A 17800-nucleotide genomic window follows, 5' to 3' on the forward strand; every position below is an offset into this window, starting at 1 on the left:
TCCGACGCTACCTGCTGCCGGCCGCCGATGCGACCGGCGCCGACCGCGACATGGGAACAAATATTAGGTTATAGTCGGGCGGATTCCTGAAGGAGCCGCTGCGAGATGTTCACTCTTCGCTTCGACATGCGGGCGCCCGCGTCCGGAACGCCCAGCAGCGAGCTCTACGGCGCGGCCATCGACATGTGCGCCTGGGCCGAAACCCGTGGCGCGGTCGCCGCCGTGCTCTCCGAGCATCACGGCACCGAGGATGGCCACCTGCCCTCGCCGTTGCTGCTGGCCACGGCCATCGCCGCCCGCACCGAGGCGTTGACGATCATGCTGGCCGCGGTGGTCCTGCCGTTCTGGGATCCGGTCCGGCTAGCCGAAGACATCAGCGTGCTCGACATCCTCAGCAACGGGCGCGTCGCCTACGCCTTCGGTCTCGGGCACCGCGCCGAAGAGTACGAGCACTTCGGCATCGACATGCGTGCGCGCGGACGCCTGGCTGACGACAAGCTGGAATTGCTGCTGCGGCTGCTGCGCGGCGAACCGGTTCAGTATCAGGGCCGTCGGATCCATGTGACGCCGACGTGCGTGACCCCGGGCGGCCCGCACATGATGGTTGCCGGTGGTAGTCCGGCAGCGGCCCGGCGGGCCGCCCGCCACGGGCTGGGATTTCTCGCTCAGGCGAATCCGGCTGGCCTGAAAGACCTTTACGAATCGCAGTGCCGGGAGCACGGCCATGAACCAGGTCCGGCCCAGTTCCCCGAGCCTGACGCGCCGACGACCGTCTTCATTGCGGACGACGTGGATAAGGCTTGGGGCGAACTCGGACCGTACCTGCTTCACGATGCCGTCACCGCCGCCGGCTACCGGCACGGAGATGAGAGCGTAGCGAGCATCTCGCGGGCCGCCAGCGTGACGGAACTGCGGGAAGCACCCGGGCCGTACCGCATCTTCACCATCGGGGAGGCCGTCGAGCAGCTGCGGTCCGGTCGCAGCCTGCCGCTGCTTCCGCTGTGCGGCGGGCTTCCGCCCACCCTTGCCTGGCCCTATCTGGAACATGCAGTGGCAGCCGTTGGGCGCGCGAACTCGGAGGGGAATGCATGAATCGGAAGATCCGCGTCGTGGTGTGGTCAACCGGCGGTGTCGGCTCCATTGCGATCGACGCGATCCGGCGCCGGCCCGATATGGAACTTGTTGGCGTCTGGGTGCATTCGGCGAAGAAGGCGGGCCGTGATGCCGGCGAACTCGCCGGCGGCGCCGCGCTCGGGGTGGCGGCAACCGGTGACGCCGATGCGCTGATCCAACTGCGGCCGGAGTGCGTCGTGTATGCCGCGAGCGGACCGGACCGCGACGCTGCAGCGGTGCCCGACTATCTGCGGCTGCTGGAGGCGGGAATCAACGTCGTCTCGACGTCGACGACCAGCCTGGTGTATCCGCCGAGCTACTTTCATCCCGAGTGGCGCGAACAGCTGCAGGCGGCGGCCAAGGCCGGTGCGGCGTCGTTCTATGTGTCCGGGGTCTTTCCCGGCTTCGGCTCCGATCAGCTCGCCCTGATGCTGGCTACTCAGTCCAAGTCGATTCGCACGCTGACGGTGCGCGAGATCGCGCTCAACGACCACTACCCGGTTGCCGACGTAATGATGGATGGGATGGGGTTCGGCCGGCCGCTGGACTTCGAGCCGATGCTGAGCACCCCGGGCTTTATCGAGATGGCTTGGAGCGCACCGATTCACCTGATGGCGCAGGGTCTGGGCGCGCAAGTCCAGGAGATCTGCGGTTCGCTGGACAGGCGAGTCACGCATCGCGATATCGAAGTGGCCTTCGGGACCATCGCGGCCGGGACGTGCGGCGCGGTGTGCACCCGGGCGGTCGGGGTCGTTGACGGACGAGAAGCCATCGTGGTCGAGCACATCATCCGGATGGCCCGCGACGTCGCACCGGACTGGTTGGCCTCGGACTGTGACGCCACCTATCGGGTGGACATCGACGGCGATCCCGACATCCATTGCGCGATGACCCTGGGTGACGCGGCAGGCCACGGCGCCGGCCGGGGCGCGATGGCGGCGACCGCGATGCGCGTCGTCAACGCGGTGCCCTATGTGGTGGACGCCGCTCCGGGGCTGCTGAGCTCGCTAGATCTGCCGATCACGTTGCCCCGCCACGCATTCTGACGTTATCCACCTGGCCCATTGGGCCACTTGAGCAGCGATCCGGCGTCGACGCGGATGTGCTGGCCGGTGATGTAGCGGGCGTCCTCGCTGGCCAAAAAGACCCCGAGGTTGGCCATGTCCTCGGGCTCGATGTATGGGATAGGCATGGCCTGGAAGAGGGTGAACAACGGTTCGGCGTCCTCGCGGGTGGCCTTCTTGCCCTGCGAGGTCAGATCCGGGCGGAACATCGAGTACATGCCGTCGTTCTGCAACAGGTGGGTGTTGCAGTTGGTCGGGTGGATGGCGTTGACCCGGATCATCCGGGGCGCCAGGTGCAGGCTCATCTCGTCGACGTACTCCATCACGATGCGCTTGCTCCACCCGTAGCCGGCGCCACCGGGACCCATGTTCGGATTGTCGGTGGTGCCGCGGATCATTCCGGCGGTCGAACCCGTGACGATGACCGATGCGCCGTCGGGCAGGTGCGGAATGGCGACCGCCACGGTGTTCATCACCCCGACCAGGTCGACGTCGGAGGCGTCGACGAACTGCATCGGGTCGGGTTTGCCCATGGCCATCGGCAGGATGCCGGCGTTGGCGACGACGATGTCGATCTTGCCCAGGTCGGCCAGGCCGGCCTCCACCGCGTCACGCAGTTCGTGCCGCTCGCGCACGTCAGCGATGCGCGCGACGACCCGGCGGCCCAGTTCCTTGACCGCTCGTTCGGTCTCGGCGAGATCATCGGGCGTCGCCAGCGGGTAGGGGTTCGACTCGATCTGGCGACAGATGTCCACCGCGATGATGTCGGCGCCTTCTCTGGCCATCGCCAGGGCGTGAGCGCGGCCCTGGCCGCGGGCAGCGCCGGTGATGAATGCGACCTTGCCGCTGAGCTTTCCGGACATGGACCGAACCTATGTGACGGAATCCGCTTAATCAATAGGTATCGGAACAAAACTTTGGTAGCAGTTTCTCGCCGGCGTTCGCTAGCCGGCGGGGCTGCGCTCGGCGGCCCCGCGCACCAGGGTGTCGCGAGCCAGGATCAGCGCGGCGCGGGTTCCCTGGGCGCGCACAATGTTCTCCGGCACCCACAGCAGGTCCATCACGCATCGCGACAGCATCTCCATCGACGGCGTCTCGACCCGGATGTCGGCCGAGCGAGTCCCGGCCGACAACAGCGATTTGAGTTGCCGCAGTCGGGTGGTGAACGCCAGGCCGGGGTTGGGAGTGTCCGGCGGAGAGTGCCGCATCCAGGCGAGCTGGATCTTCCACTCGTCCGGGAATTGGTCCAGGGCGTTGATGTTGATCCAGCTCAAGGCGTCGAGCTTGGCTATCGGTGTCGCGTCCGCACGCAGCACGGCCGCGAATCCACCACCGGCTTTGGCGCCGAATGAGGCCATGATCGAGGCCAACAGCTCGTCTTTCGAGCCAATCAACCGGTAAACCGTGCCGGTTCCCATCCCCGCCGCGGAGGCGATATCGCGGACGGTGGTGACCTCGTAGCCTTTGCTCCCGAACTCGGCGCGGGCGATCCGGCGGACGTGGGCGGCCTTGTCATCGGCTTCGGCCGCGCGTTCGTCGGCCCAGGTCTGGATCGCCGCTTCGGCGGCCATGAACGCCGGAGAGCGGTCCAACTCCTCGTCGCTGCAGGGCCGAGCGGCCAAGCCCTGCAACATGATGCGGCTGAGCAGCGCCGCGGTCTGGTCGGCGGCCGCCTTGTGCCGGATGACGTCGAGCCCGACATGCATCATCGACTGGCACATCCGGTCGGCGAGCGTCGGTAGGTCGATGTCCGGCCGGATGTGACCGCTCCAGCGCGCGGCCCGCAGGGTCTGCAGCATGGCGTGCTGAGCGCCGGTAGGCGGATTCTGCAGCAGCTTGACCAGTTCCGGATTCGCGCTGGGCGCCTCGTAGAACGACATCTGCAGTGCGGCGCGGTGCGCGACGGCGCACCGCGCGATCGCCGCGCCCAATTCTACGATCGCGTCGGTGACCGGCGCTGAACCCAGTTCGTCCAACCGCTCCTGTGCCACGTCGCCGACCTGCTCGAGGTCGGCGTGGTAGCGCCGGACGAGCTCGACCAGGATGGCTTCCTTGGAGTCGAAATGGTGGTACAGGCTGCCGGGCAGAATGCCGGCGGCATCGGCGATCTCCTGCAGCGAGGTCCGCAGGCCCGAGGAGGCGATCAGGGTCGCGGCGGTCTGCAGAATCTCGGTGCGGCGCGTGCCGTCGTCGTAGCCGCCGGTACGGTTCGCGGAAGTTACCGCTCCGGCTGGCTTTCGGCGCCCCACCGTACCTCCACTACGCCCGTGATCAGCCGGGATGTACCCGAGCACCTAGTGACCGAACATTTGGTTGAACGCTACCAGAAGGTAACTGTCGGACCGGGCAGTTGGGCCGGGCGCCGATTACGTCCCGGTGGGCAGTTTAGCGGCCAGGTCGAGCACGGTCACGGTGTCGGTGCCGGTCTTCTTCAGCCGCTGCGAGGAGCGGTAGCCCAGGTCCACGTCGCGCGCCTGCGTCCGCAGCGCACCGACGGTGAGTTGCTCGCGCGGCAGCTTCCCGAACATGTCAAAGGAGAAGAGCCGCAGCGCGTTCTCGTGGGTGATCTTGTCTATCTCGTCATCGGGCACGCCGTTGAGGTAGCCGGCGAGTGACTCCGGTGCCAGTGGCCACGTCGAGTCGGAGTGCGGATAGTCGCATTCCCAGGTGATCATGTCGAGGTTGAGCTTGTGCCGGTTCTCGATGCCGAAGCCGTCGTCGATGAAGCAGGTCACGATGCGCTCCAGGAAGACCTCGCTGGGCAGCTTGCCGCCGAAGTTCTGATGGGTCCAGGCGCGGTGCATCTTGTAGACCCGGTCGACGCGCTCCAGGAAGTAGGGAATCCAGCCGATGCCGCCCTCGGAGAGCGCGAAGGTCAGGTCGGGGAACTTGCGCAGCGTCGGCGACCAGACCAGGTCCGCCGCCGCATTGACGATGCTCATCGGCTGCAGGGTGATCATGGTGTCGACGGGGGCGTCGATCGAGGTGATCACCACCGATGACGACGAACCGATGTGCAGGCAGACGACGGTGTTCTCGTCACTGCAGGCCTGCCAGAACGGATCCCAGTGCGGGTCGTGCAGCGAGGGGTACTCGAGTTTGGTGGGGTTCTCCGAGAAGGTGACCGCGTGACAGCCCTTCTTCGCCACCCGCCGGACTTCGTCGGCCATCAGGTTCGGGTCCCAGATCGGCGGCAGTGCCAGCGGGACCATCCGGCCCGGGTAGGTGCCGCACCATTCGTCGATGTGCCAGTCGTTGTAAGCCCGCAGCACCGCCAGCGCGAGATCCTTGTCCTTGGCGCGAGCGAAGTACTGTCCGCAGAACTGCGGGTAGGACGGGAAGTTCATCGCGGCGGCAACGCCGTTGGCGTTCATGTCGCGGATCCGCTCGTGGATGTTGTAGCACCCTTCGCGGATCTCGCTCAGTTTGGTCGGCTCGGCGCCGTACTCGTCCGGGGGGCGGCCGGCGACCGCGTTGAGGCCGACGTTGGTGGCTTCCTGTCCCTCGAAGACCCAGGCGTCGGTGCCGTCGGCGCGCTGGATCAGCTTAGGCACATCATCTTTGTATCTGTCGGGGATGTGGCCCTCGAACATGTCGGGCGGCTCGACGAGGTGATCGTCGACTGAAACGAGGACGAAGTCGTCCATCTTCATTCCGGGCTCCTCGGGCTGTGCGGGTCATCAACCGGCGTCACGTGTGCCCGACTCTACGGCGGAACAGATATTTGGTCAACGTTCCGCGATGGAGGCGAACTCGGGGGTGATCAGGTCGTCGATCTCGGCCCACGGGATGGTGATGACCTTGAGGCCGCGGCCGAATTGCACGTCAGCAAAGTGGAACTCGATGCCGTCGCGGGTGGGGATCCAGCGCCTGAAGTTGATGTCGACCGGTGCGAACTGGCCGGCGCGCCGCCAGTCGCGCAACTCCACCGGCGAAGCGACCGGTGTCAGACGCGCCTCTACCCGTTCGCCGAGGCGAGTCAGCCCGGCGGTCTTGTCGCGGAACAGGTTGTCCCACGTGATGATGTCACCGGTGCGGGTGTCGCAGACAACCGTGCCGACCGTCTGCATCGGCATGTGCGGCTCCGCGGTGTTGTAGGACCCGACGAAGACCTCCGATACCGTCGTGGCCCGGACGTGCAGCGTTCCCTTCGCGTCAAAGGTCCATGGCCGCCGCGTTGATCCGTCCCAGGTTGCTTGGGTGACTTCACGGTTCGCCTCGGCGTCGATGTGGTCGTTGATGGCCTCCGACGTCGGTGACTCGCCGGCACCGAGGCGCTGATAGTGCACGGTCCAGGTTCCCAGACCGTCGGGGCTGGCACCGGAGATCACCGCTTCGGCGGTTTCGGCGCGGGCGACCGCCGCCGTAACGGTGCTGCCCAGCACGAGCAGCACCAGGATCGGAGCGATTCGCCGTGCGAGGCCCACTATTTGAGCTCGACGCGACTGGCCAGCCATCGGCCGTCGACCCGTTCCATGGTCATCGCGGCCCGGCTGCGATCCAGCCGTGCCGCCGGGTTGGCGACATTGGTGATCGCCTGGTCGATGAAGAGCAGCACCTCGACTCTGTTCTTCGTCGCCGACTTGACCGCGGAGTCCACCACGATTCCCCTGCTCATCGCCTTGTTGTCGATCAGCACCTGCCGCAGTTGGGCCGCCGACTGGCTGTACATGTCCCGGAATTCGCCGGTCGCGCCGTCGACTACCTTCGCGAAGTTGTCGTCGACGCTGGTGGTGTCGATGCTCGTCAGCGTGGTGGCATAGGTCTGCGCGGACGCCAGCGCCGCCTTGCTTGCCGCGGCGATGCCGCGCTGCTGCTGGTAGTTCCAGCCCAGGAAAGCCAACGCCCCCAGCGCCGCGACGGAGATGACGGCAGCGACTGCCAGGGCGACACGACGCTGGCGGCGGGGAACGGGTGGCGACGCGGCCTCCTCGTCGCCCTCTTCGGAGACGTCGGCCGCGGGCGTCTCGTCGCAGAGTTGAGCGGTCATGGTTTCCTCCTTCGTCAGCTCGGTGGGTCCGGGGGCAGTTGCACCTGCATCGGAACCCCGCCGAAAAGTGTGGGCAGGGTGCGCGAGTCGGCCGGGACCGGATCGGTCTGTGCCAGCGGGTCATAACCCGGCGGTGGGCCCGCCGTGCCGTCTCCCGGCGGGCGCGGCGCGTTACGGGCGCCGCGGACCAGAACCGAAGGATCGGGGTTCTGGCAGTAGGTGTGCAGATACGGCTCGGGATAGTTCGGTATGGCCGGTGGCAGGGGCGGGAGCCCGTAGTCGCAGCTGTACCGGGGCCACAGATCCGCGATCACCCAGACCGCCCCGTCGCGCACCACGCTGCTCAACGCCTCTACCGCCGAGCCGCCGCGATCGGAGTTGACGATCTCGTTCAGCGCCGGCAACCGCGCGTGGGACAGTTGTGCGGTCGTGACGAGGTTGCCCAGCAGCTGGACCATGGTGTCGGAGTTGTCTTCGATGATCTTGTCCAGCATGGTGAATGGCCGATCACCGCTATCGACCAGCGTGCGGAACCCGCCATCCATCGCTGCCGCGCCCCGCATGATGTCGTGCACGTTCTGCGAGGTGCGCATCAGCCCGGCGCTGCTGTCGACGACGGTGGTCAAAACGGTGCGGCTGGTCCGCAGGACGCTCACCGTCTGGGGAAGCACCGAGTCCAGGGTCGAGATGAGGAAGGCCCCGCCGTCGAGTAGGGCAGCGAGCTTGGCCGGCCCTTGATTCGACACCCGAAGTTCAGTGGTGATGGCGGCGAGCTGCTGCGGGTCCACCTGTGCCAGCAGTCCATTGGCGTCGGCCAGCAGTTGCGCCAGCGGCACCGGTACCGCGGTGTGGTCCTCGGCGATGACGGCCCCGTCGGTCAGGGCCGGTGCGCCGGGCTGCTCGGGCTGGAAGTCCAGGTACTGCTCGCCGGCCGCGGACAGCGCGGAGACCCGGACGAGACTGTTCTGCGGCACCCGTTTGCGACTGTCGATCTCGACCGTGGCCACGACTCCGGTTTCGCCGAGTTCTACCGCGGCGACCTTGCCGACCCGCACGCCCCGCAGCGTGACGTCCTGGTTGGGTAGCAGGCCGCCGGATTCGCGCAGGTGTACGTGTACGGCGATGGTGGAACGGAACGGGCTGATGCCCAGCGTTCCGCCGATGATGTAGGCCAGAACGGCGATCAGGGTCACGATGATGCCGGTCACCGACACCGCGACGCGGTGGCGCTTGCAGGCCCCGGCCGAATCGACCAGCAGTCGTGCCGGTCCTTCCAACAGGTGCAGGGTGCTGTTCATCATCGTGGCTGATGCTCGGGCCCGTAGATGCGGCTCAACAACAGATTCCACTCGTATCGGAGGCTGCCGATCATGGCATGCCAGTCGGTGCCGTCTGGGCCGTGGATGCCCGGATCGCCGGGATAGTTCTTATCGGGCAGCGCGCCGATCGCCAGCTGGGTGACGATTCCGACGGCGTGGATGTCCGGTCCGCTGGTGATGTGGGTAATCCCGGTGATCATCCGATTCCAGATGTTCAGATTCAGATCGGGGTCGGTCGAGATCTGGTTGAAAACATCCGAGAGCCGGTTGAGATCGCTGATGGTGCTGCGCGTATCGGTACCCTGCATCGAGGGAAAGCGGTTGAGCTGCCGGGTGATCCGGCCGGCAGCAGAAACCATGTCGGCGAGGTTGGTGGCGTTGTCGGCCAGGGTGGCCGTGGCCGGCGTGGCCCCGGCGAGCGCCGTGTGGAGGGTGTCACGGCGAGCGGTCAGGGTGGCGGCCAGATCTGAGGTGTTGCGCAACGCCTGGTCGATCTGCGTTGAGCGGGCGTTGAACCGCGACAGCAAAGTGTTGGAGTTGTGCAGCAGTGCGGCGACCTTTTCGCCCCGCCCGCCTACTGCAGCTCCTGCGCCGTTGACGGTGGAGACCAGCCGGCGGATCGCGCCGCCGTTGACCAGGAGAGCGGCCGAACCAAGGACGTCTTCGATGGTCGCGGCGGAGGTGGTGTGGTCTGCCGCGATGGTGTCGCCGTCGACTAGGCGCGCAGAATCCGCAGTCGCATCCGGACCGCGTCGCACCGCGATGAAGATATCGCCGAGAGGAGTCGCCGATCGCAGCTCGGCGATGGTGTCGGCGTACAGCGGTGCGTTGGCGCTGACCTTCATCGTCACGTGCGCGGAGAAGTTCTGGGCCTTAAGGGATTGGACTTCACCGATATCGGCGCCGTTGAGTTTGACCTTCGCCTTCACCGGCAGGTTCAACGCGTTGGTGAACACCGCCGTCAAGGTGATATCGCCGTCGATGCGCCCCGGCGCGGGCAGCGGGATGCTGGCCAGACCCCCGGCACACCCAGAGAGCGTCAGCGCCATACCGGCTGCCACCACGGTCCGCATCATTTTGCGACTCCCGCCATGTGTTCGAGTAGTCCCGTCATTCCCTCCACGAAGAAGGTGGTGCCGAACGCGGGCGCGTTGTCGGCGACCGTCCCGGTGGCGCAGCCCAGATCCTTGATCCCGGCGAGATTGCAGATCTCCTTCGCCATTTGGCCGTTGAGCATGAGTTTGTCGAGCGTGGGATGGATCCGCAGTGTGTGACCACTGGGATCGACGGCGTTGTAGATGTTGGTGCCCACCAGCGGTAGTACATCGAGGATCTCTTCGACCTGGCGGCGGTTGTCGTTGAGGGCGACGGTGAGGGAACCGAAATCACTGACGGTTCCCTTGAGGGTGTCGCGGTTCTTCTCCAGGAGTGCGGCCGCCTGGTCGAGGATCTGGTTGGCCTTGGCGCCGGTGCTGCCCGCGCCGAGGTTTTCGGCGGCGATCAGGTCGCTGAGCGCGCGGATGTTCGAGCCGAATTCCCGGATCGCGGTGTCATTGTCGGCGGCGGCCTGGGTCAAGTCGGCGAGGCTGGCAGCGATCGACGCGATGGACTTTCCGGTGGCCGCGCCGTTGTCGGAGCTCAGCCGCAGCGCTTGGGAGAGTTGATCGAGAGCGGACTTGATGTCGGGCCCGCTACCGGAGGAGATCTTGGCGCCGATCCCGATCAAGTTGGCGAGCGGGCCGTGGCCCTGGCCGTCGCCCTCCAAAGCGCGAGAGAGCTTGTCGGCCATGGCCAGGGTGCGATCGAACTCGACGGGCGTTCTGGTACGGGGAAGGCTGATGACATCCCGGTCGCGCAGCTTGGGGCCACCGCCGTACGGCGGTGTCAGCTCGACGTGCCGATCGGTCAGGATGGACGTCGCGACGGTGACCGCCTGAACGTCGGCGGGGATGTCGACGTTTTTGTCGATGACGAGTTTCACCTCGACGTAGCTGTCTTTGGGAACGATTTCGGTGACCTTGCCGACCGGCATGCCGAGGATGGACACCGCATTGCCCTCGTAGAGCCCGACGGCTTCTTCGAACTGCGCCGTGACGGTCAAAGCCCGCTGCCGATTACCGGATGCTAAGTGCCACAGCAGTATTCCGGCGACGGCGAGGAGTGCCAGCCCGATCGCGATCGACCTGGTACGGGTGGTAATGGCGGTCATCTGGGCAGCCTCGCCGGGTCCGGCGGCGGCCAGCCCGGGAACGGGTCCCCGGCGGGTTGGCAATCGGTGAAGTACTGCGCCAGCCCGAATTGCTTTCCGCGTCCGCTGAGTGCACACATCCACGAGTCGATGAGCACCCCGGCCGGCAGGTTTATGTCGAGCGCGGTACCGCTGCCGCTGGCGTTGGCGAGGTTGCGGAACGCCACCGGCATCACCTGCAGCGTATTGCGGACCAGCGCGTCGTGGCTGGCGGCCATCTGCGCGAATTGCTGCATGTTGGCCAGCAGTTCGTTGATCGCGGGTTCGTCGCCCAGGATCGTTTTCACGGTGTCGACCAGGGCGGTGGTGCCGTCGAGCAAGCGGTGTAGCGACGCCTGCCGGGCGTTGATCGTCTGGAGCAGGTCGCGGCCCTGGATGACCAGCGCGCCGAGGTCGGCCTTCTGGTCGCGGATCAACCCGGTGATGGTGTCGACGTTCTGGAGCAGGGACCCGATCTGATCGCGCCGGGTGGCGATCACGGTGGCCAGGGATTGGACGTTCTGCAGGGCCTCCGGCAGTGCCTCAGGCACACCGGCGAGGCCGTTGCTCATCTCGGCCATGGAGGCGGCGATGCGGTCGGCGTCGACCTGTTCGAAGGTGGTGGTTGCGTCGGCCAGGGTGGCCTGCAGGTTGTAGGGCACCGACGTGTTGGCCAAGGCGATGGTGCGAGAACGCAGTTCGCCGTCTCCGGCGGGGGACAACTCGAGGTAGCGCCGCCCCAGCAGGGTGGTCAGCTTGATCGCCGCTCGGGAGGCATCGCCGACCCGCACACCGTTGCCGACGGTGAATTTCACCGTGACGTGATCGCCGGTGAGCGCGACGTCTTTGACGGTGCCGACCTCGATTCCCGCCACTGTGACCTGATCCCCGGGCCGCAGTTGGGCGGCCTGCGCGAACTCGGCCCGATACCCGGAGTGCCCCAGTGCCAACTTGCCGATGCCGACGAGTGCGGTGACGACCACGGCCATGATTGCCACCGTGATGGTGCCCACCCAGATCGGGTTGTAGCCCTCGATCGCGCGCTTGGGTCTCGGTGACATCGCCGTCCTACCTGCAGATCGGTGAGTGTTGGACGATGTTGCCCGGGGAGGCCAGTTTGACGGTGCCGGGGATGACCCGGCCCAAGAACGCGAACACCGTGGAGTTGATGTCGCAGATGTAGCCGTCGATATAGCTTCCGCTCTGGGTTGCTCGGGCAAGGCCTTTGAGCACCAGCACCAGATTCGCCCCGTAGTGGGCGAACCGCTGCCGGCCTTCGCCGGTGAGATGCCCCACGAATCCGGGCTCGCGCGCCAGAAACTCCGCAAGCTGCGGATAGATCGCATCCAGCAGAACCGACAGGCGATCGGTTGCCTGGGTGATCGAACCGGTCGATGCCGCCAACTCGTCGCGCCGCGCAGCCAGTGTCGATAATGCGGTGCGGGAGTAGTCGATCACCGATTGCAGGTCCCGGTCTTGGCGCGCCAGGATCGCGGTGATCTCGTCGAGGTTGGCGATGACGTCGCCGAGGACCTGATCGGGCCCGGCGAACGATTCGGCCAGAGCTGAGGTCTGACTGATCAGGGTCACTACCGACGCGGAATCGCCTTGCAGTGCCGCAATGATGCCACCGGTGAGGTTGTCGACCTGCCGCGGGCTCAAGAGGGTGAACAGCGGCTCGAATCCGTTGAGCAGATGGGAGATGTCGAACGACGGGTTGGTGCGCTCGACGGGGATGATGCCGTGGTCTGGTAACGCCTTGGGGGAGTCGCCGGTTCCGGGGGAGAGCCCGAGATAACGCTGGCCGATGATGTTCTGGTAGGTCACCGAGGCGGTGGTGTCGTCGTAGAGGGCGTGGGCCTTCGGAACTCGGAATGTGACTCTGGCCAGGGTGCCGTCCAACTCCACCCGGTCGACGCGTCCCACCCGAACGCCTGCGGTGCGTACGTCATCGCCGCTGTGCAGTCCGGATACGTCGGTGAACATCGCGCTGTAGGTGTTGGTCGGGCCGGAGACTTCTCGGCGCAGCGTGACGAAGACCAGCCATGTCGCGGTGAGGGAGAGCACCAGGAACAAACTCAATCCGAGCAGCGCCTTGCGGTACCTCATCGGGCACCGCCCGCGCTCGCCGTCAACCGCACCGTGGTGCCGCGAAGCAGCGGCGTCAGCAGGATTTCGGCGCCCACGTTGGCCTGATCGCCCATGATGACCTTGAGCTGTTGCTTCTCGGTGCTACTGCCGACCGGGCCGACGTTGCCGCCGAATGACTGCGGTTGCACCGGCTCCGGTGCTTCCGGTTCGGGGCCGGCGGGCGGGGGCAGGACAGAGAAGCGTGGTGGTGCGAAATTCGGCCGGTTCTCGGTGATGCCGGGGGGCAGCGGAAAGCCGCGGGTTTCCAGCGACGGCGTCAATGCCGGTGCGGTGGGGACCTCGGGAGCGGTGAAACAACTGGGCCCGAGCATGTCCCCGTAGCGGGGGCAGTCCGAGCGCACATAGGTCCGGGTCGGGTTCAACGAGATGACGGCTTTGGCCTGCAGCTGATTGGTGTCGTAATTCCAGGCGACGTCCATGACCCGGCCGACCAGTGTGGTCAACCGAGTCGAGATACCGTGCAGGGTCTCGGCGTGATCGCCCAGCACGCCCAGCACCGGTGTCAGCTTCGTGGAGATATCCATCATCCGGTCGGTGTTGTTGTCGAAGGCCTCGCCGAGCACTCCGGCGGTGCCCAGCCCGACCGAGAGCAGATTCATCAGCTCTGAACGCTTTTCGGCAAGAGTCCGCATCGGCTGGACCGCGTTATCGAGAGCGTCGAGTAGCTCCGGCGCGGTCTGCCCCAGGGCGGCGGTGGCCGCGGTGAGCGCGGACATGGTCGACGGGCCGATGGCGTCGTCGGTGACGACGGTGTTGAGCTGGTTGACGATCTCGTTCAGATCGCCTCCGGCACGCTGTAGCCGATCGCCCCGACCGCTGGTCGCCTCGCCCAGGGCGGTGAGCCATCCCACGCTGTCGCCGGTGGGCTGGCGCCCCACCGATGCGAGCACCTGGCGGAACTTGTTCAGCGTGGTCTGGAAGAGCACGGTCGGCAGGGCCTGATCTTCTTTGATCACAGCTCCGGTGCGCACGGGGGCCGAATGTGGGCCGTTGTCGACCAGTTGCACCGAGGACACCGCGAAGACGTTCGACGGCACCACTCGGGCGGTCACCGTGGCGGGAATGCCGGGCGCGTGTGCGGGGCTCAGATCGAGTCGCACCAGGTTGGGATGGCCCGTCGCAGCGGGGGTGACGGCCGAGACGAATCCGACCAGCATGCCCCGGAACTTGACGTCGGACTTCACCGGCAGGCCGTCACCGACATTGACGAGTTCGGCGCTGACCCGCACGGCATGCTGCAGCACGCCCTGGGACTGCGCGATCATCAGTGTCGCGGCGACGGCGACGATCGCCAGTAGTGCCAGCCCGTCGAGGAACAACCGGGCGTTGGAGGGCCCACCATCATTGGCCTCGAAGGAGTTCGGCATCGTCAGCCTCCGAACCTGGCGCCGGCGTTGACGCCCCACATCGCCATGGTCAGCAGCGCATTCAAGATGATCACCACCGTGATGGTGGCCCGCATCGCATGACCGGCTGCCACTCCCACTCCCTGCGGGCCGCCTGAGGCGAAATAGCCGTAGTAGCACTGGATCACGGCGGCGAAGAAGATGAAGATGACTCCCTTGATGGTGGCGTAGAAGACGTCACGTCCGCTGCTGAACAGGGCGAAGTAGTGGCCGTAGGTACCTGCGGAGGTGTCGGCGATGATGCCGACCACGACCTGCGCGGACAGATACGCCGCCGCCAGGCATACCAGGAACAACGGGATGGCAGCCAGAACCGACGCTGCCACCCGCGTGGTCACCAGGTACGGAATCGGTTTGATCGCCAGGGCATCCATCGCGTCGATCTCCTCGGCAATGCGCATGGCGCCCAGTTGAGCGGTGAAACGGCAGCCCGCCTGGGTGGTGAAGGCGATCGCGATCATGACCGGCACCAACTCGCGGGTGGAGCCCCACGAGGACAACAGCCCGGTCGCCGGCCCGAGGCCCAACAGGTTCAGCGCGTTGTAGCCCTCGATGGCCAGCAGCGCGCCGGCGGTGATACCCAGCACCACGGAGACGCCCATGGTGCCGCCGCCCACCACGAGCGCCCCGTTGCCCCAGGCGATATCGGACAGATTGCGGAAGAACTCCCGGCGGTAACGAGCCAGCATGACCGGCACCGCCAGCACCACACGACAGATGAAGTCCAGCATGTGGCCGCCCTTGGCCACGGGCAGCCACACGATTTCGGCCGTTCGAAGGAGGTGGTGAACCGCACGAGGGCGGTAGACGGCTACGGTCATCGCGCTTACAGGCTCGCTTTGGGGAAGAGCAGCAGATACAACTGGCTCATTCCGACGTTGACGATCATCAGCAGCAGAATCGATTCGACCACCGCGGCGTTCACCGAATTGGCGACCCCGGCCGGCCCTCCGCGGGTGTCCAAACCTTTGTGGCAGGCCACCACCGCGACGATCGCTCCGAAGGCGATCGCCTTGGCCAAAGCCAGGAAGAGGTCGTCGACGGTCGCGAAGGAGGCGAAGGTGGCAACGAACGATCCCGGAGTTCCGCTCTGCACGAACACGTTGAACAGGTAGCCGACGAAGAAGCCGGCGCACGTCGCCAGCCCGGTCAGCGCGACGCCCACCAAGATCAGTGCGGCGAAACGGGGAACCACCAGTCGGCGGATCACCGAAACCCCCATGACCTCCATCGCCGCGACTTCCTCGCGCATCGTCCGCGACCCGAGGTCTGCGCTCACCGCCGAGCCGACCGCTGCCGCCAGCAATATCGCGGCGACCAGGGGCGCTCCTTGGCGGATCACCACCAGCCCGTTGGCGGCGCCCGAGAGAGATTCGGCGCCGACCTGCCCGGCGAGTACGGCGAACTGAATCGAGAGCGTGACCCCGACCGGAATCGTCACCAGCAGTGTCGGGACCAAGGCGGTACCGGCCATGAACGCAGCCTGCTTGACGAACTCCGAAACCGCGAAACGTCCGGTGAACAGATCGATGAAAAGGTACTGCACGGTACGCAGGCCGAGGATCGCCTGACCGCCCACCGTGCCCAGCGACCGCAGCGGGTGCGCCCGGACATAGGACCGCCCCCAGGCACCGACTTCGGCAAGGGGCGACCGCCCGTCGATCTCGTCTTCGCGCTCCGATGAGACAGTCAGCGGACCCTCCCCGTTCCGAACGCCAAGCCGTTGACCGAGCTACGGGCCAAACCGGCCAGACTGCTGCAACCGCTCTGCCAACGCTTCGGCACAGCGGACCCAATGTTTGGTTTCGTCAGCGGAGCCTATCGTGCGCTGCCGGTATGGTCAACGCTTTGTCGGGCGCGGTGTCGGCTTCTCGCCAGAGGCCGTGGATCGGCTGGTTCGGTACGCCCGGGAACAGTTGCTCGCTCGGGCCCGAGGTCACCCAACCGCCGAGCTTGGTGGCTAGATGCGGGGCGAACACCGCTCCGTACAGTCCGTTTCCGATCACGATGACGGCGACGATGGACAACACCGACGATTTCCATCGGGTCGTCGAGCGGTTGTCGGCCCACGCCTCGATGACGTTGCGGCCCTGCGCGTCCGTTCGCCCGAGCAGATAGGTGAAGACCATCATCTGCACGCCCATGGCCAGGGCGTCGTACAGCGGATACTGCTGCGGCGTCCCTTCGCTCAATGCCAGACCTGGGATGACGTAGCCATAGGAGAAATTGCCGAGCCGGGCGCCCAACATGCCGTTGAACAGAAACGCCCAGCAGAAGCCGACGATTAGACCGACCGTCAGCAGCGTGACAGGGCGGCGCCAGCCGAATCCCGCGGCCACTCGGCGTCCGAGCGAGGACCCGATCAGGGCCGGCACGAGGAAGTAGGACATGTAGCCGATGGGCACGGCCAACGGGAGACCGCCCCAGGTCATGTTCAGCGGCCACCATGACGGCATCCGGGGCAGCTCCGGCGGGAATTGCGCATACATCGCCCAGTCGTAGGGGGCCTCGATCCAAGAGAACGAGAGCGCCGAGATGCAGAGCAGCAACAGCGGGTGTAGATGCCGGCGACGGTAACTCAGGTAGACACCTACCGCGAAGAACGCGATTCCGGTGACGTAGGAGAAGATCTGGGCGGCCGCAAGCGACGGCGCCAGCCCGGCGCTCACCGGCGGGCCTCCGGGTCGAAGTAGAGCACCACTCCGTAGATCAGTGCGATCAACCCGAGCAGGGTGCCCAACATGATGACAGCGCCCACGTCCGCCTCCTTCACAGCATTTCGGTAGGTAGTGGATACTATCCTTTCTAGATAGCAGAGACTATCCTAAATTCGTCTGATGTCGAGTGAGATTCGAGGAGTGAATCAGGTTGTCCCAGCGAACCTCCGGCGCCGGACGGAGTACGGTGGCGGTCCGACGGCCCCGTGGCGAACCGCGCCGGCTGCTGCTTGATGCCGCACGAGACCTCTTCGCCCGCCAGGACTACCGCAGCACCACGACGCGGGAGATCGCGCAGGCGGCCGGCGTCACCGAACCGCTGCTGTTCCGCCACTTCGGCTCGAAGGCGACGCTGTTCCGGGAGGCGCTCGTCGCACCGTTCATCGGCTTCGTCGAAGAATTCGGTCAGACGTGGCAGTCGCTTGACCCCGAGCAGACCAGCGAGGAAGAGCTGGCCCGCCACTTCGTCGGGCGACTCTACGACGTATTCGTCGGTCACCAGGGCCTGCTGCTGACATTGATGGCATCGGATTCGCTTACCGAGGAGGAGGCGGCCGAGGCCGGCATCGCCGACGTCCGGCGGTCGATCACCCTGCTCGGCCAGATCAGCGCGGAAGGGATGAATCTGCGCTCGATCGGGTCACCGCATCCGAATCTGCCGGCGCACTCCACCGTGGCGATGATCGCCGGAATGGCCGCGTTGCGTTCGACCTACTTCGGCTCCCGGCCGCCGTCGAGAAAAGTGATCGTCGAGGAACTCACGCAGGCGAGCCTGCACGGCTTCCTGCACCGTAACAACCAAGGGGTGTGACC

General features: G+C 66.1%; 16 protein-coding genes and 1 pseudogene. 3 read left to right on the forward strand and 14 right to left on the reverse strand.

Annotation, left to right across the window (positions count from 1 at the left end; genetic code table 11):
- Window positions 1–105: 105 nt before the first annotated feature.
- Window positions 106–1092: an LLM class flavin-dependent oxidoreductase gene (locus tag A5771_RS05345; protein WP_064854156.1), complete on the forward strand. Its 987-nt coding sequence runs from the start codon at window positions 106–108 to the stop codon at window positions 1090–1092.
- Window positions 1089–2159 carry an NAD(P)H-dependent amine dehydrogenase family protein gene (locus A5771_RS05350; RefSeq protein WP_064854157.1) on the forward strand — a complete coding sequence of 357 codons (1071 nt, stop codon included), beginning with the start codon at window positions 1089–1091 and terminating at the stop codon, window positions 2157–2159. The genes A5771_RS05345 and A5771_RS05350 overlap by 4 nt, the downstream gene beginning before the upstream one ends.
- Window positions 2160–2161: 2 nt before the next feature.
- Here the strand turns inward: A5771_RS05350 and A5771_RS05355 are convergent, their stop codons facing one another.
- The 14 genes and pseudogenes from A5771_RS05355 to A5771_RS05420 all read right to left on the reverse strand — a co-directional run.
- Window positions 2162–3040 carry a mycofactocin-coupled SDR family oxidoreductase gene (locus A5771_RS05355; protein ID WP_064854158.1) on the reverse strand — a complete coding sequence of 293 codons (879 nt, stop codon included), beginning with the start codon at window positions 3038–3040 and terminating at the stop codon, window positions 2162–2164.
- Window positions 3041–3121: 81 nt separating this feature from the next.
- On the reverse strand, window positions 3122–4426 hold the full coding sequence (locus A5771_RS05360; RefSeq protein ID WP_064854159.1) for a TetR/AcrR family transcriptional regulator: 1305 nt from the start codon (window positions 4424–4426) through the stop codon (window positions 3122–3124).
- Between the two features lie 117 nt (window positions 4427–4543).
- Window positions 4544–5830, reverse strand: a complete 1287-nt coding sequence (locus A5771_RS05365) for an amidohydrolase family protein (protein ID WP_064854160.1) — start codon at window positions 5828–5830, stop codon at window positions 4544–4546.
- Window positions 5831–5905: 75 nt separating this feature from the next.
- Entirely contained in the window at window positions 5906–6604 is a 699-nt protein-coding gene (locus A5771_RS05370; protein WP_082947068.1) for an RsiV family protein, read from the reverse strand.
- Entirely contained in the window at window positions 6604–7167 is a 564-nt protein-coding gene (locus A5771_RS05375) for a hypothetical protein (RefSeq protein ID WP_064854161.1), read from the reverse strand. The genes A5771_RS05370 and A5771_RS05375 overlap by 1 nt, the downstream gene beginning before the upstream one ends.
- 14 nt (window positions 7168–7181) lie before the next feature.
- Window positions 7182–8468, reverse strand: coding sequence for an MlaD family protein (locus tag A5771_RS05380; RefSeq protein ID WP_082947069.1), 1287 nt, complete (start codon window positions 8466–8468; stop codon window positions 7182–7184).
- Complete coding sequence (locus tag A5771_RS05385) at window positions 8465–9562, reverse strand: MCE family protein (protein WP_064854162.1); 1098 nt, start codon at window positions 9560–9562, stop codon at window positions 8465–8467. The genes A5771_RS05380 and A5771_RS05385 overlap by 4 nt, the downstream gene beginning before the upstream one ends.
- The gene (locus tag A5771_RS05390) at window positions 9559–10695 is read right to left on the reverse strand and encodes an MlaD family protein (protein ID WP_064854200.1); all 1137 of its coding nucleotides are present in this window, start codon (window positions 10693–10695) and stop codon (window positions 9559–9561) included. Before A5771_RS05390 ends, A5771_RS05385 begins: the two co-directional genes overlap by 4 nt.
- Window positions 10692–11774: an MCE family protein gene (locus A5771_RS05395; protein ID WP_064854163.1), complete on the reverse strand. Its 1083-nt coding sequence runs from the start codon at window positions 11772–11774 to the stop codon at window positions 10692–10694. Before A5771_RS05395 ends, A5771_RS05390 begins: the two co-directional genes overlap by 4 nt.
- A gap of 7 nt (window positions 11775–11781) precedes the next feature.
- Window positions 11782–12822: an MCE family protein gene (locus A5771_RS05400; RefSeq protein WP_064854164.1), complete on the reverse strand. Its 1041-nt coding sequence runs from the start codon at window positions 12820–12822 to the stop codon at window positions 11782–11784.
- Window positions 12819–14231 (reverse strand): MlaD family protein, encoded by a 1413-nt coding sequence (locus A5771_RS05405; RefSeq protein WP_064854165.1) that lies wholly within the window; start codon window positions 14229–14231, stop codon window positions 12819–12821. The genes A5771_RS05400 and A5771_RS05405 overlap by 4 nt, the downstream gene beginning before the upstream one ends.
- A gap of 2 nt (window positions 14232–14233) precedes the next feature.
- The gene (locus tag A5771_RS05410; protein ID WP_064854166.1) at window positions 14234–15091 is read right to left on the reverse strand and encodes an ABC transporter permease; all 858 of its coding nucleotides are present in this window, start codon (window positions 15089–15091) and stop codon (window positions 14234–14236) included.
- 5 nt (window positions 15092–15096) lie between these two features.
- Window positions 15097–15963: an MlaE family ABC transporter permease gene (locus A5771_RS05415; RefSeq protein WP_064854167.1), complete on the reverse strand. Its 867-nt coding sequence runs from the start codon at window positions 15961–15963 to the stop codon at window positions 15097–15099.
- 196 nt (window positions 15964–16159) lie between these two features.
- Window positions 16160–16939: pseudogene (locus tag A5771_RS05420) on the reverse strand (spirocyclase AveC family protein); the annotation flags it as partial.
- 199 nt (window positions 16940–17138) lie between these two features.
- On the opposite strand from A5771_RS05420, the gene A5771_RS05425 reads away from it, so the two are divergent.
- Window positions 17139–17798 (forward strand): TetR/AcrR family transcriptional regulator, encoded by a 660-nt coding sequence (locus A5771_RS05425; RefSeq protein WP_064854168.1) that lies wholly within the window; start codon window positions 17139–17141, stop codon window positions 17796–17798.
- Window positions 17799–17800 lie beyond the last annotated feature (2 nt).

It is taken from the genome of Mycolicibacter sinensis (genome assembly GCF_001667375.1).
Taxonomy (GTDB): Bacteria; Actinomycetota; Actinomycetes; order Mycobacteriales; family Mycobacteriaceae; genus Mycobacterium; species Mycobacterium sinense_A.